A 13195-nucleotide genomic window follows, 5' to 3' on the forward strand; every position below is an offset into this window, starting at 1 on the left:
GTAGCGGTGATCGCGGCGACGACTAGCGTGGCCACTCTGTCGCGACGATCACGATCCCCGGAAGACTACTTTGCCCCGGAAATTCTTGGCTCCATGTTCCACCACAGACTGAACCCCGGCCTTGAAATCTTCGCTCTCGAACAGGGGAGGCCCAATTTCCAGGAGAAACTCGTCGGCGCCTCTAGTACCGTAGTCGAGAAATCCTCGCAGCAAACGCTCGTTCGCCGCATACGCTTTTGTTGGACCGTCCGCAAACCTTTGCGTCCACGCCAGCGCTTCGGTGTATAGCGATGCCCGCGGTACGATGCGATTGACGATATTCCACCGCTCGAAGGCCGCAGCATCGTAGCGTTCGCCTGTCAGGCAAATCTCCCGGGCCCGCGCTGGTCCGCATCGCTCGGCGAGCAGATAAATTCCCCCCAAATAGGTTGCTGCTCCGATATCACGCTCTACCTGGGCAAATTTTGCATCTTCAGATGCGATTATTACGTCACATCGCAACGCAATTTCGAGCGATGCCGCGAAGCAAAACCCTTGAACCGCGCACACGATCGGTACATCCAACTGCTCCAGCCGCAGCACAATCGGAATAGCCGTGGTCAGCATTTTTCGGGCACCCTTACTGTTCACTCCCGAAAAGGTGGTCTTGACGTTCACGCCTGGCCCGAAGTGGTCTCCTGTCGCGTGTAGAAGTGCCGCTCGAACGCCCGAGCTTTCCACTTCATCGAGAGCCCTGCCGAGCTCCAGCAACAGGTCGTCATCGACGAGATTGATCGGAGGATTGTCCAGCGTTATGAGACCAACGTTACCCAGCTTTTCGAATTTAACGGATGTCACAGAAAAACACTCCCTCGCCCTAGCCCATTGGTCATTCAACGGTTGCCGGACGCAACCGATGCGCTGGGCAGCAGGTGGTTCCTGTAACGCTCACGAAGCTCCGACTTCCTGATCTTTCCCGTCGCCGTGTGGGGGATTGAATCCATGACAACATCATCGGGTATCCACCACTTAGCGATCTTGCCTTCAAGAAATGAAAGGATATCAGCCTTAGTCGTCTCCATGCCCGGCTTAAGCTGAATGATGAGAAGCGGCCTTTCGCCCCATTTCGGGTGTGAAACCGCGATCGCCGCGGCCTCCTGTACGGAAGGATGAGCGATAGCGGCATTTTCAACTTCGATGGATGATATCCATTCGCCGCCCGACTTGATGACGTCCTTGGATCGATCCGTTATGCGCATGTAGGCGTGCTCGTCGATCGTCGCGACGTCGCCGGTATCGAAATAGCCCTCCTTGTCCAGGATTTCGTCATTCAGCCCGTAGTAGGCCTTAGCAACGCTTGGGCCACGGACCTTTAGCCTGCCATACGCCTTTCCGTCGTGGGGAAGCTTCTCGCCGGCGTCATCGGTGATCTTCATTTCAACGAGGAAAGGTGCAAACCCTTGGCTGGAAAGCTGGCCAATCTTCTCCGCGCCGGTCAAATCTGCGAACGGCGGCTTCAGGCTTCCGATCGAACCGATAGGTCCCATCTCCGTCATACCCCACCCCTGCCGTGCAGAGATGCCCATCCGCTCAAAGGCCGCAATCATCGCAGGCGGTGGCGCCGCGCCACCGATGGTCAAGTCCCGAAGCGCTGGCAAACGCAAATTGTTTGATTCCATATACTGTTGAAGCATGAGCCAGACGGTCGGCACGCCGGCCGTAAACGTTACTTCTTCGTCCCTGAGCAACTCGTATACGGACGCGCCATCCAGCTTCGCGCCGGGGAAAACAATCTTGCTCCCTACCATCGGGGCGTGGAACGCGAGCCCCCAGCTGTTGGCATGAAATAGCGGGACAACCGGCAGGACCGTGTCGTTGCAGCTAAGGCCCATAATGTCCGCCTGCGCGGTCATCAGCGAGTGGAGTACATTTGACCGATGCGAGTAAAGGACACCCTTTGGATTCCCCGTCGTGCCTGACGTGTAGCATAGCCCGGCGGCGGTGTTTTCGTCGAAGATTTTCCAGCTGAAGTCACCGTCTACGCTATCGATCCAGTCCTCGTAAGCGATCGCACCACGCAAGGAAGTGCCGGGCATGCTATCGCGGTCCGTCAATATGACGAAGCGCTCGACGAATTCGATCTGAGATGCAAGTTTCTCGAGAAGTGGTACGAAGGTGATGTCGGCAAAGAGAACTCGGTCACGTGCATGATTGATGATCCATGCGATCTGCTCGGGAAACAAGCGCGGGTTTATGGTGTGGCAGACGGCACCGATACCCATAATTCCGTACCAGATTTCCAGGTGTCGCCAAGTATTCCAAGCCAGGGTCGCGACCCGATCGCCAAGCACAATGCCGTCGCGATCCAACCGCTGGGCGACTTTCAGGGCGCGTCCTCTGATCTGGCGGTAATTGGTCCGATGTATCGGCCCCTCGACAGACCGAGTCACCACCTCCCGGTCCGGATGACAAGTCACGGCATGATCAATGATCCGCTGACACAGCAACGGCCACTCTTGCATTAAGCCCAGCACGGGATGCTCCGAAATTTGCTGACGCGTCCATTTATCTTCCCGGACATAGTCGGCATGATTGGATGCAATCGCACCACAAGGCTATCGTGCCGCAAAACGAAATATTGAAGAACGGCTATTCAGCGATGGATTCGAACAGCGACAGATCGCATGCGCCCGATCTAATCGCGATCATCGGGCATGCCGCCTGGCTGCAGTCGCTGCGTGCGTACCCGTCCAGAAACCGGCAACATGCATTGACGGCAGAAGCGTGCTTGCGGCATGCGCCAAGATCGCCCGCGAAAGGCATGGAGACTCATTTGCCTGCTTAAAGGAGATGGGGCGCACAGCTATCGCCGACTCGGTACCGCACTTATTCATGGTTGAATTGGCAAATCCGGCATCGCCGTCTTTTCCTCCTGTGTTGAATGATTATCATCATCCAAGTAATGATAACGAGGATCGTGTAGCCCATGCCGGACAGCCGCGCGCCCCCTTCCCTGGACCACATCCGCAAGCGGACGGTCCGCGCCAACGGGCTCGATTTCCCGATTCTCGAAGCGGGTAGCGGCCCCCTTGTTCTATGCTTGCACGGCTTTCCCGATCATGCACGAAGCTGGGCCCACTTCCTGGATCGTCTCGCGGGGGAAGGATATTGGGCCGTTGCGCCGGCGCTGCGAGGGTATTGGGCCGGTGGCGCCGCACCCGACGGATCCTACCGCGCCTTGGCGACCGGGCAGGATGTATTGGCACTGATCGAAGCGCTGGGGGCCGAGCAGGCAGATCTCATCGGCCATGACTTCGGCGCACGTGCAGCCTACGCCGCGGCAAGCCTCGATGCGGCCCGCGTCCGAAAGCTTGTCGGATTGGCAGTCCCCCATGGAAAGGGACTGACAACAGCATTCGTCGCCGATGGTGATCAACAGCGGCGGAGCTGGTATATGTTCTTCTTCCATACCCGTCTGGCGGAGACGGCTGTTCAGCTCAACGACTTTGCATTTCTCGACCGGCTCTGGCGGGAATGGTCGCCTGGGTACGTGCTCCCGCCTACGGACCGTTCTGCGCTCCACGAGACGTTTGGCCAACCCGGAGTGCTGACGCAGACCCTGGCCTATTACCGGCAGTTGTTCACGCCGCCGTCTGACCCGGCAGCCCTGGTCCTTGAAGCCCGCGCGAGCGGTCCAATTGGTGTCCCGTCGCTCTATCTGCATGGGGAGGATGACGGCTGCATGTCCACGCAGCTCAGCGAAAGCATGGAGGTGGCGTTCACGAAGGGATTTGAGCGCATCGTGATGCCTGGCGTCGGTCATTTCCTGCATCTTGAACAACCCGATGCAGTGTTGAGCCACGTCTTGCGCTTCCTGAAATGCTGAGCGGTCTCTGAGAGCGAACGGTCGCCCGTACCTCGATGGCCCATACCGGCTTCGGTTCATCGAACACTCATCCAGTGGCCCGGCCGAAGAGGACAATTCGATGTCGAAACGAAATCCCATTCTGATCACGGGAGCTGGTGGCGAAGTCGGTTCCGTAAGCAAGACGATGATCAACATGCTACTGGAGAAGCAATATCCGGTGCGTGCTTTCGTGAGGCGAGATGACGAGCGGGCGGAGGCGCTTCGACAGATCGGAGCCGAAGTATTCGTCGGAGATCTACTCAACGTCGCCGATGTCGCCGCCGCCCTGATGGGTTGCCGCCGGGTCTACTTCAGCATGAGTTTAAACCCGTACTATACCGACGCGAGCATCCTCATGACCGCCGCTGCGCGCGCGCAAGGCGACATCGAGGTTTTCGTGAACATTTCGGAATTCGAGCAGTCCTTCATGACCTTCGATAGAATGACCAGCGCGCGCGAGGCGCGACTCGGCTGGCTCGGAGGATTTGTCGCCGAATGGTCACCGCAACAGAGAGCCCATTGGGCGTCGGAGCAGGCGCTAGAGTGGTCCGGCCTGCCGGTCGTCAATATCCGCGCGACCATGTTCGTCGAGAATCCAATCCTTTCCTGGTTTCCGCTAAAGCAGTTGCTCGGTGCGAGTGAACTCCACCTGCCTTTTGGCACGCAAAAGATCGCGCCAATCGCCGCTTATGATGTTGCGGAGGTTTGCACGAGGGTCCTCATCGATCCCTCAGCGCACATATCGAGGTCATATGAGCTCACCGGACCGGAGTTGAAGGACATGCATGGGTTTGCAGAGGATTACGGCGCTGCGCTGGGACGACGTATCTCGTATGTACCGCAGGACCTCGATGACTGGATCGAGACGTACATCAATAGTGCCATCGCGTCTCGCAGTCCGCATATTGCAGACCACCTGGGAACCATCACCCGCTTGGTCGCAGGCGGACGTTATGATGTTGTCAACGATGAACTTGAAAGCTTACTCGGACGTGCTCCCAAGGTCGTCCGCTGGGCACTCGAACGAAATCCGCGCGTTCGCAAAGCACTGGAGGCCGCATGATCATGCTACAGTTCATCGACGGCAAAGTCAGATCTGCACCGTCCAGCTGGGACGCTTAGGGCCTGCGGCGAGAACGAGATCACGGCTGAGGGGAGCGTAGTGCGACAAGCAACCGTCCTGAGGCTTGGCAGATCGATCGGCCGAGTGCAACCCGGCTGGCTCCGACGGGCGGCGGGGGCAAACCGCCCCTGGCTGGCTCAATCCCCTCAGTTCTTCAGGGAAACGGCTTTGGCACCGGATTTTGTCCGCTGAACCGGCCGACGGGCTATGGCGTCGGCTGCTTGCTGCAGGTGACGAAAAGCCTCGTCGTGCTGGAGGCCGCGATTCAACCTGCCACCGAGGTGCCGCATGCCCCATCGGCCAAGAGCCAGAACGATGACGCCGAGCTCACGGCCACGGTCGGTAAGGGTATAGGCGGCTCGCGGGGGATGGTCGCTATAGAATTCGCGACGCACAAGGCCGTGTGCCTCAAGTGTCTTTAGACGATCAGAAAGGACATTAGGCGCCATGCCAGGCAGACCGGCTTGAAGGTCCTGAAATCGCATGGTGCCTGGAAGAAGGTCACGGATAATCAGCAACGTCCAGCGCGCGCCCACAATGTCGAGCGTTCGCGCTACAGGACAGGACGCATCAAGACTGTTCTTTGCCATTCCGTGCTCGCAACACCAGCTCACTGCCTTGCAGATATATAGTCAATATAATTTGAATTGGAACCTCCCTTCGCAGGATCTTCGAATACCAAATTTCCCATGACCGGACTGGCCGGGTTAATTCTGATTTGATACTTGGGACGGAAAACACCCGCTGGAAAGGCAGCGGTCGCCGCGGTCATCTGGTTGGGTTGGCGTTTGAAGCTATCGTGGGTGCGGACTGACGCATGCCAACAGGAAATTGCTTCTTACCCGCTATTCGATGCTCGTGTGATCGCGGCCGGTGTTCGCCTCAGCTTTGTGTGCTTGGATGTGCCGGTTAGGTTCTCAGCAGGGCCTTTCTGCCAAGCGCTCGCGCAATGGCCTTGCGCGGGCCGGTGCCATCATGATGATGTGATAGCCGGACAGATCATCGCCGCAGTCCTGATCAGGAGTAGATTTGTGTGCAAATTAACCAGTTGCGGTGGCCTATCGAGTTTCGTTCCTCAGTTCTCGGCGCAAAATTTTTCCGACGTTGCTCTTCGGCAGCTCGGACCTAAACTCGACATGCTTCGGTACCTTGTATGGAGTCAATTGCGTCCCGGCGAAGGCAACAATGTCCTGGGCATCCAGATTCGAGTCGAGGCGAACCACGAACACCTTAACGGCTTCGGTGGATTTCGGATCGGGGACGCCGATCGCGGCGCATTCCAGAACTCCCGGATGGCTGGCGATCACCTCTTCGACTTCGTTTGGGTAGACGTTGAAGCCGGAGACAATGATCATGTCCTTCTTACGATCCACGATCTTAGTAAAGCCATTCGGCGACATCACGCCTACATCACCTGTCCGGAAGAAGCCGTCACTTGTCATCACCCGGGCGGTTTCGTCAGGCCTGTTCCAGTAACCGGCCATCACCTGCGGCCCCTTGGCGCAAATCTCGCCGGCTTCGCCGATCGGCACTTCCTTGCCATCATCATCACGGATCGAAATGTAGGTTGATGGGACAGGCAATCCGATCGTCCCGGAGAACTCTGCAAGATTTGGCGGTGTCACCGTCAAAGTCGGAGCAGTCTCAGACAGGCCGTAGCCTTCGGAAAGGACACATCCGGTCGCCGCGAGCCATTTATCTGCAACGGTCTTTTGGGTCGCCATCCCGCCGCCGATTGCAATCTTCAATTCCGAAAAATCCACCTTGTTGAAGTCGGGATGGTGCAGAAGACCATTGAACAATGTGTTGACGGCCGGGAAGCTATGGACCTTGTGCTTTCGAAGCTCCTTGATGAATCCTGGAATATCCCGCGGATTCACGATCAGAAGGTTGGTGCCGCCCACTCGCACTGAAAACAGGAAACAGGCCGTGAGTGCGAAGATGTGATAGAGTGGTAGCGCGCAGACTGTCAGGAAGGGCTCGACCACAGGTGGCTTGCGCAACGCCGGATTGGTCCACGCAACAATTTGAAGCACGTTGGCCACCATATTGCGGTGGAGCAACGCTGCTCCTTTAGAGACGCCCGTGGTGCCGCCGGTGTATTGGAGAAACGCAACATCGTTCGGACCAATGTTCGGCTTGTTCAGCTTCATCTTGCGGCCGGCAGACAAAGCATCCTTGAACGAAACGGCGCCTGGCAGCGAATACGAGGGGACCATTTTCTTGACCTTGCGCACAATAAAATTGACAAGAACGCCCTTGAGACCAAGCAGATCTCCCATCGTACCGACAATTATGTGCTTGATGCTCGTCCGCGGCAGCACCTTTTCCAGGGTCGTCGCAAAATTTTCCAGAATAATAATGGCGTCTGCGCCGGAATCGTTGAGCTGATGCTCGAGTTCCCGCGGAGTGTAAAGGGGATTGACGTTCACGACTGTATAACCTGCACGCAAGGCAGCAGCTACCGCAACAGGGTTTTGCAGAACGTTCGGCATCATGATCGCAACGCGGGCGCCCTTCGCAAGACCCCTGCTTTGCAGGTAAGCGCCGATACTGGCCGACATCTTGTCAAGCCGGTCGTAGGTGATCGCCTTATCCATGCAGATCGCAGCTTTGCGACCCGCAAACGTCGCAAAGCTTTCTTCGAACAGTTCGACTAACGAAGAATATTGGTTGACATCGACATCGGCGGGCACCCCCTCCGGATACTGCTGTAGCCAAAAGCGCTTCACGATATTCCCCCTGCAGAAGACATACTTTTCGGTCTCGTTCGATTTTCTCCCCTGGCCCACGACGGTCGAATGCAGTCTGGACGGAAGGACCTCATGGGGCGCAGCACAACCGGGCTCGCAGATTGGGCGACCCACATTTATTGACAAAGCATCAGCCCTGACCTCCTGGACCGCTCCCGCCCAGCCGCGCCTTGTTTGAAGTCATCGCGCTTTTCCGGCACCGCTTTGTTGCGGTCCCAAGCAATTCACGGCCAAGACTGCTCGACGCCGGCATTGCTCTGGCCAGGACCAGCGCCCCGAGCATACGGCAAACCACATCGATCGCCTCATCGCGCGCGTACGGCGTCTTGGGCAGCAGACTTTCAACCGATAGGATCATTCGCTCAACACCATCGGCAAAGATGCTTTTGACGGCATCCGGCTGTCGCGCGACCTCGCCTGCCAGGGCAGCTGCGGGACATGTCGAGCCGGGCGAGTTCCGGGCCTCCTCCGACAGATACGACTTAACGAACTGGTCCAAGGTCGGCATTCGTTCCCGCACGCCATCCATCTGTCGGAATGCGTAGTCGAGTGCCTCTCCCGCTAACGCGCCTTTCGATTCAAAATGATTGTAGAATCCGCCATGCGTGAAACCCGCGGCCCTCATCAGGTCGTTTACCGAGATGCCATCGAAACCACTTTCGCGAAACAGCTTCGAGGCCTTCGCGATAACCCTTTGCCGATTCTTCTCGGCCTGGCTCTCCGTAATCCGCACGATCAAGTCTCCGAACCACCGCCCATCTAATAATGATATACGTCATCATTGATATTGACAACGTCATGTAATAATGATGATGATCATTATTGAACGCACTGAACAAGCGCCGGATTCAGGAGGAAAAATGCCATTTTGGAAGATATATCATCCGGTTGGCGCCTTCACCGCTGAAGACAAACGCGCCTTGTCAAAGCGAATTACCGAACTCTATCGCGGGCTACCAAAATTCTACGTCATCGTCGTCTTTCAGGAGGTTGCCCCCGACTCCTTCTACATGGGCGGTGAGGAGGCTCACAATTTCGTTCGTATCTGGGCGGATCACATCGCGCGGTCATTCCCGCCCGATGCCAAGAAGCTGAAGGCCAAATGGATGGGTTGGGCGGAAAAGGCGCTGGCGCCCTACATCAAGGACCGCGGCAGGGATTGGGAAATCCATATCGACGAAACGCCTTTTGATCTTTGGCAGATCCAAGGCATGCCCCCGCCACCCCCGAATTCCGAATATGAGAAGCGCTGGCGCGAAGAAAACAAGCCGGTGCCGTACCCCATTCAAGAACCGGTTTAGATCCATGCCGATTGTCGGAGGCTTAGATTAGGATGAGCAAACATCACCGTTTTGCAGTCGTCACCGGTGCGTCGTCGGGGATAGGCGCTGTTTATGCCGAACGAATGGCGGAACGCGGCTACGACTTGATTCTCATCGCCCGTCGTCGAGATCGACTTGAGGACATTGCCAAGAGAATTGAGGTCAAGACGAGCCGTACGGTCGAGATTGTGACTGCTGACCTCGCTGATGCGAACGACTTGTTGCGCATTGAGGCTCTGCTGACAAAGCGGGAGGACATCGACGTCCTGATCAACAATGCCGGTCTCGGAGCTCTTGGGCCGACCTCGAAAGTAACTGCGGACGCGCTGGAGAACCTGATAAAGCTCAATATCCTGGCGTTGACACGACTGACTCATGCTGTCCTGCCGGGCTTCCTACGGCGCAATTCAGGTAGGATCGTCAACATTGCCTCCATCATCGCGGTCATGCCGACGCCTTCCGGCGCGAGCTATTCCGGCTCCAAGGCATATGTTTTAAATTTCACGCGATCGCTCCAGATGGAGCTTTCCAAGACAAACATCATTGCACAAGCGGTGCTTCCCGGTCCGGTTCGCACCGAATTTTTTGAAGCATCCGGTCTTAGCGAGGCTCCCTTCCCTGATCAACTCTTCATGTCCGCTGAGGAACTAGTCGACGCCGCTCTCCAGGCATTGGATCAGCGCGACCTCATCTGCTTTCCATCGTTGGAGGATGCATCGTTCTGGATGGCCTTCGAGGACTCTCGTACTGCGTTGAGTCGTGCGCTCACGAAGTCGGGTCGGCCGGCGACGAGGTATTCAGGAGGCACGAGGTAAGGGGCCGCTTGCGACTTTGTCCGACGGCTATCGGGGGCTCCAATACTGTTCGGAGCCAACCTCACGCCCCGAGCGGATCGACGAGGTGTTCAGGGGTAACTCAAAAAGGTAATCTCATCATGCGTCGCGTCGTCGTTACGGGGTTGGGATTGGTAACGCCGCTCGGCTGCAGCACTGAGTTGGCATGGTCCCGGATGCTCGCGGCCCGTTCAGGCTTGGCTGCTCTTCCCGAATGGGCGGCTGCCCTTCCCGCACGCGTGGCTGGCATCGTGCCAGTAAAGGCCAACGATCCGGATGGAGGTTTCGATCCGGATCTGATCGTTCCTCCCAAGGATCAGCGGAGGATGGATCGCTTCATCCTGTTTGCACTGGTCGCTGCGGCCGAGGCCATTGCACAAGCGGCATGGTCTCCTTCCGACGCGCATTCGCTTGAGCGCACGGCGACCGTGATCGCATCGGGCATCGGAGGCTTTCCGGCAATTGTCGAATCGGTTCGCACCACCGATCAGCGCGGGGTCAGGCGCCTCTCGCCGTTCACGGTGCCGTCCTTTCTCGCAAACCTTGCGGCCGGTCATATCTCCATCCGCTACGGCTTCAAGGGTCCCATCGGTACGCCGGTTACCGCTTGCGCCGCAAGCGTACAGGCGATTGGCGATGCCGCACGCCTCATCCGAACCGGAGAAGCGGACGTTGCGATTTGCGGTGGCTCGGAAGCCTGCATCGATCTCGTGAGCCTCGGCGGCTTCGCCGCCGCCCGGGCTCTTTCGACCGGCTTCAACGAAACGCCGACTCGCGCGTCCCGCCCATTCGACCGCGACCGCGATGGTTTCGTCATGGGCGAAGGTGCGGGTATTCTCGTCATTGAAGAGTTGGAACACGCGCTCCACCGGGGCGCCCAGCCGATCGCCGAAATCGCCGGCTATGGCACGACTGCTGATGCCTACCACATCACGTCGGGACCCGAGGACGGCGAAGGCGCGCGCCGCGCCATGGAAGGCGCATTGCGTCAGGCCGGCCTCAGGCCCAGTGATGTCCAGCATCTCAACGCCCATTCCACCTCGACGCCGGTTGGCGACGTTTCCGAACTGGAAGCGATCAAAGCCGTGTTCGGCCGCGACGGAAAAATTGCCGTGAGCGCCACCAAGTCGGCGACCGGTCATCTGCTCGGCGCAGCCGGCGGAGCGGAAGCGATCTTCACGATCCTCGCGTTACGCGACCAAGTCGCACCGCCCACTCTCAATCTCGAAAATGGCGACGCAGCCGCGGAAGGCGTCGATCTTGTGTCCCGTGAGGCCAGGCGCATGACGATGGAGCATGCGATTTCGAATGGATTCGGCTTCGGGGGCGTCAACGCCAGCGTTATCTTTCGACATTGGCAATGAGGCCGCATACTAAACGCCGTCGACGCGACCCTTACCACTACTTTGCCAGCTCCCAGCACGCATGCGAGTATGCGACATGACGCAGTCCAAGCGCGACGCCCAACCTTCCGTCCAGGATGTTGCACTCATTGTCGGTGGAGGTCCGGGCATCAGCTCAAGCTGCGCGAGGCTGTTCGCGAAGAACGGTATGCGTGTTGCTGTGGCAGCCAGAAATCCCGAAAAAGCAGTCCTTGAGAAACTCGAAAAGATGCATGGCGTGCGTCGATTCGCTTGCGATGCGAGCGAACCGGCGGCCGTGGATCAGTTGTTCAAGAATGTCGTGCAGGACGTTGGGACGCCGAGGCTTGTCGTGCATAATATCGATGGCCGGGTCCCCGGCATTTTCCGCAAGAGCGCGATCGAAGCCGACCCGATCATGTCGCTCGAAACACTTCGAAATGCGGCGTTCAGCGCCTTTCTGGTGGGTCAACAGGCAGCCAGGCTCATGCTTGGAAACAAACTCGACGCCAACGGGGCGAAGGGAACGATCATCCTCACGAACGCCAGCGCAGCGCTCAAAGGCTTCCCGTCGAGCGGTGCCTTTGCGATGGCATGTCATGCCAAGTCCGGACTCGCGCAGAGTATGGCACGAGAACTGATGCCGCAGGGTATCCACGTAGCGAATGTGCCGATCGACGCCGCGATCGGCTGGACTCAGGAGAACGGGACCCGGGCGCACCGGCTGGCAGGAACGACTGTCGACGACAATATGGCCGACCCCGACCATATCGCCGAAACCTATCTGCAACTGCATCGCCAGCATCGTTCGACGTGGGCTTCGAAGTCGTGCTCCGGCCGTGGATCGAGAAATGGTGACTGGCATCGCCGGCGCGCCACGTCGCGCCTGATGCAGGCGACTCTCATGGCCGACTGGACCAGCTCTCAACCAGAACAGAAAGGAGCAAGAGTCAGAGCCTGCGATTCTGCTTATTGACGAGCACCACGCGCGGCTGGAACTTCCCGGCTTCATCGTCGTTGAAATTTGGCGTAGGCAACAATAATGACCTTGTCGCCTACCATCGCTTGACGCGCCGCCGCTCCGTTAAGCCCTATGCTGCCAGAGCCAGCAGGAGCTTCGATGACGTAGGTGGAGAATCGAGCGCCGTTACTCACCAGTGCGTCGCGCTCGGACGCGTGCCGAATCTCAAACAGCTTATCAACGAGGAATCGCGGGTCGCGGGCGGCGCCGGTTACGACAGCGATAAGCGTGCGATATGCCCAGCGCCCGGGTGAGCCGGCATCCAGTCGGCGATCGCGTTCTTGCAACTGCCTCGGGCGGCTTTGCTCTACCGAGCTACACCACCACAAGGGACACGACCTGCGGCCTCGAGCAGCGCGCTGATGCGCAAGAGTTCGATGTCGCCAACGGAACCTGCCAAAACGCACGGACACGCTCCCGCGAGGCGCATGCCGCCGTGATGTCGCGGGTTGGACCAGCAAGGACGGACGGCATGCCGGTTCATCCGCGTCCGGGCTTCAGGAAAATCGCAACCTTCGCATTTTCAGCACACACGTCGCACGAGGATCGGTCTGCACGTGCGCGTTACCGCCAGCGCGGCGGACTTGAGACGAATCACGGCGTCTGCGAGCCCATGCACGGCATCGGTCGCCCAGGGGTGGGCCGCCGTCCTCTTTGGGCACTCCCCCGGACGAGCGCGCCCGCGAAAATAAGACGCTTGGATATGGGCGGTTCCAGCTTTTGGCGGCAACTTTGCCCGAAGGCGCGCCCGAGGGGGACGCGCTACGAAGCGCGCATGGGAAGGTCCGGCGTCGCGGCCGGATTCTTCCTTCCGCGTCACAGGGAGGAACAACAATGCGCAAGTCTCTGCTCAGCGCCGTCGCGGTGGCCGCCCTTGTGCTGCCCGGCTCGGCTCT

General features: G+C 58.4%; 11 protein-coding genes and 1 pseudogene. 6 read left to right on the plus strand and 6 right to left on the minus strand.

Translation table 11 applies throughout. The features are described from left to right. Window positions 1-48: 48 nt before the first annotated feature. Together ACT4OC_RS08690 and ACT4OC_RS08695 are read right to left on the minus strand one after the other, a co-directional pair. Window positions 49-837: an enoyl-CoA hydratase/isomerase family protein gene (locus ACT4OC_RS08690; protein ID WP_444838567.1), complete on the minus strand. Its 789-nt coding sequence runs from the start codon at window positions 835-837 to the stop codon at window positions 49-51. 35 nt (window positions 838-872) lie between these two features. Further along, on the minus strand, window positions 873-2513 hold the full coding sequence (locus tag ACT4OC_RS08695) for a long-chain-fatty-acid--CoA ligase (protein ID WP_444838568.1): 1641 nt from the start codon (window positions 2511-2513) through the stop codon (window positions 873-875). A gap of 452 nt (window positions 2514-2965) precedes the next feature. Between ACT4OC_RS08695 and ACT4OC_RS08700 the strand changes: the two genes are divergently transcribed. Next, window positions 2966-3865: an alpha/beta fold hydrolase gene (locus ACT4OC_RS08700; protein ID WP_444838569.1), complete on the plus strand. Its 900-nt coding sequence runs from the start codon at window positions 2966-2968 to the stop codon at window positions 3863-3865. A gap of 100 nt (window positions 3866-3965) precedes the next feature. Further along, the gene (locus ACT4OC_RS08705; protein ID WP_444838570.1) at window positions 3966-4949 is read left to right on the plus strand and encodes an NAD(P)H-binding protein; all 984 of its coding nucleotides are present in this window, start codon (window positions 3966-3968) and stop codon (window positions 4947-4949) included. Between the two features lie 206 nt (window positions 4950-5155). On the opposite strand, the gene ACT4OC_RS08710 is transcribed toward ACT4OC_RS08705, so the two are convergent. From ACT4OC_RS08710 to ACT4OC_RS08720, 3 genes are all read right to left on the minus strand, one after another. Further along, entirely contained in the window at window positions 5156-5599 is a 444-nt protein-coding gene (locus ACT4OC_RS08710) for a winged helix-turn-helix transcriptional regulator (protein ID WP_444838571.1), read from the minus strand. Window positions 5600-6067: 468 nt separating this feature from the next. Next, complete coding sequence (locus ACT4OC_RS08715; protein ID WP_444838572.1) at window positions 6068-7741, minus strand: long-chain-fatty-acid--CoA ligase; 1674 nt, start codon at window positions 7739-7741, stop codon at window positions 6068-6070. A gap of 151 nt (window positions 7742-7892) precedes the next feature. Further along, the gene (locus ACT4OC_RS08720) at window positions 7893-8495 is read right to left on the minus strand and encodes a TetR/AcrR family transcriptional regulator (protein ID WP_444838573.1); all 603 of its coding nucleotides are present in this window, start codon (window positions 8493-8495) and stop codon (window positions 7893-7895) included. A gap of 73 nt (window positions 8496-8568) precedes the next feature. On the opposite strand from ACT4OC_RS08720, the gene ACT4OC_RS08725 reads away from it, so the two are divergent. The 4 genes from ACT4OC_RS08725 (at window position 8569) to ACT4OC_RS08740 (ending at window position 12254) form a co-directional block, all read left to right on the plus strand. Next, window positions 8569-9063 (plus strand): tautomerase family protein, encoded by a 495-nt coding sequence (locus ACT4OC_RS08725; protein WP_444838574.1) that lies wholly within the window; start codon window positions 8569-8571, stop codon window positions 9061-9063. 32 nt (window positions 9064-9095) lie between these two features. Then, window positions 9096-9899: an SDR family NAD(P)-dependent oxidoreductase gene (locus tag ACT4OC_RS08730; RefSeq protein ID WP_444838575.1), complete on the plus strand. Its 804-nt coding sequence runs from the start codon at window positions 9096-9098 to the stop codon at window positions 9897-9899. Window positions 9900-10018: 119 nt separating this feature from the next. Beyond that, window positions 10019-11281 carry a beta-ketoacyl-ACP synthase II gene (gene fabF, locus ACT4OC_RS08735; protein ID WP_444838576.1) on the plus strand — a complete coding sequence of 421 codons (1263 nt, stop codon included), beginning with the start codon at window positions 10019-10021 and terminating at the stop codon, window positions 11279-11281. 76 nt (window positions 11282-11357) lie between these two features. Next, window positions 11358-12254 carry an SDR family oxidoreductase gene (locus ACT4OC_RS08740; protein WP_444838577.1) on the plus strand — a complete coding sequence of 299 codons (897 nt, stop codon included), beginning with the start codon at window positions 11358-11360 and terminating at the stop codon, window positions 12252-12254. Here ACT4OC_RS08740 and ACT4OC_RS08745 read toward each other — a convergent pair. Then, window positions 12229-12433: pseudogene (locus tag ACT4OC_RS08745) on the minus strand (aspartate 1-decarboxylase); the annotation flags it as partial. The gene ACT4OC_RS08740 and the pseudogene ACT4OC_RS08745 sit on opposite strands and share 26 nt — an antisense overlap. Between the last annotated feature and the right edge of the window lie 762 nt (window positions 12434-13195).

The sequence above is a fragment of the Bradyrhizobium sp. genome (assembly GCF_052389815.1).
Classification (GTDB): Bacteria; Pseudomonadota; Alphaproteobacteria; order Rhizobiales; family Xanthobacteraceae; genus Bradyrhizobium.

Bases quoted from the DNA above. Each gene is read 5' to 3' on its own strand.
- ACT4OC_RS08710 (WP_444838571.1), bottom strand. From the start codon at position 5,599: ATGGCAAAGAACAGTCTTGATGCGTCCTGTCCTGTAGCGCGAACGCTC.
- ACT4OC_RS08730 (WP_444838575.1), top strand. From the start codon at position 9,096: ATGAGCAAACATCACCGTTTTGCAGTCGTCACCGGTGCGTCGTCGGGG.
- fabF (WP_444838576.1), top strand. From the start codon at position 10,019: ATGCGTCGCGTCGTCGTTACGGGGTTGGGATTGGTAACGCCGCTCGGC.
- ACT4OC_RS08705 (WP_444838570.1), top strand. From the start codon at position 3,966: ATGTCGAAACGAAATCCCATTCTGATCACGGGAGCTGGTGGCGAAGTC.
- ACT4OC_RS08725 (WP_444838574.1), top strand. From the start codon at position 8,569: ATGATGATGATCATTATTGAACGCACTGAACAAGCGCCGGATTCAGGA.
- ACT4OC_RS08700 (WP_444838569.1), top strand. From the start codon at position 2,966: ATGCCGGACAGCCGCGCGCCCCCTTCCCTGGACCACATCCGCAAGCGG.
- ACT4OC_RS08740 (WP_444838577.1), top strand. From the start codon at position 11,358: ATGACGCAGTCCAAGCGCGACGCCCAACCTTCCGTCCAGGATGTTGCA.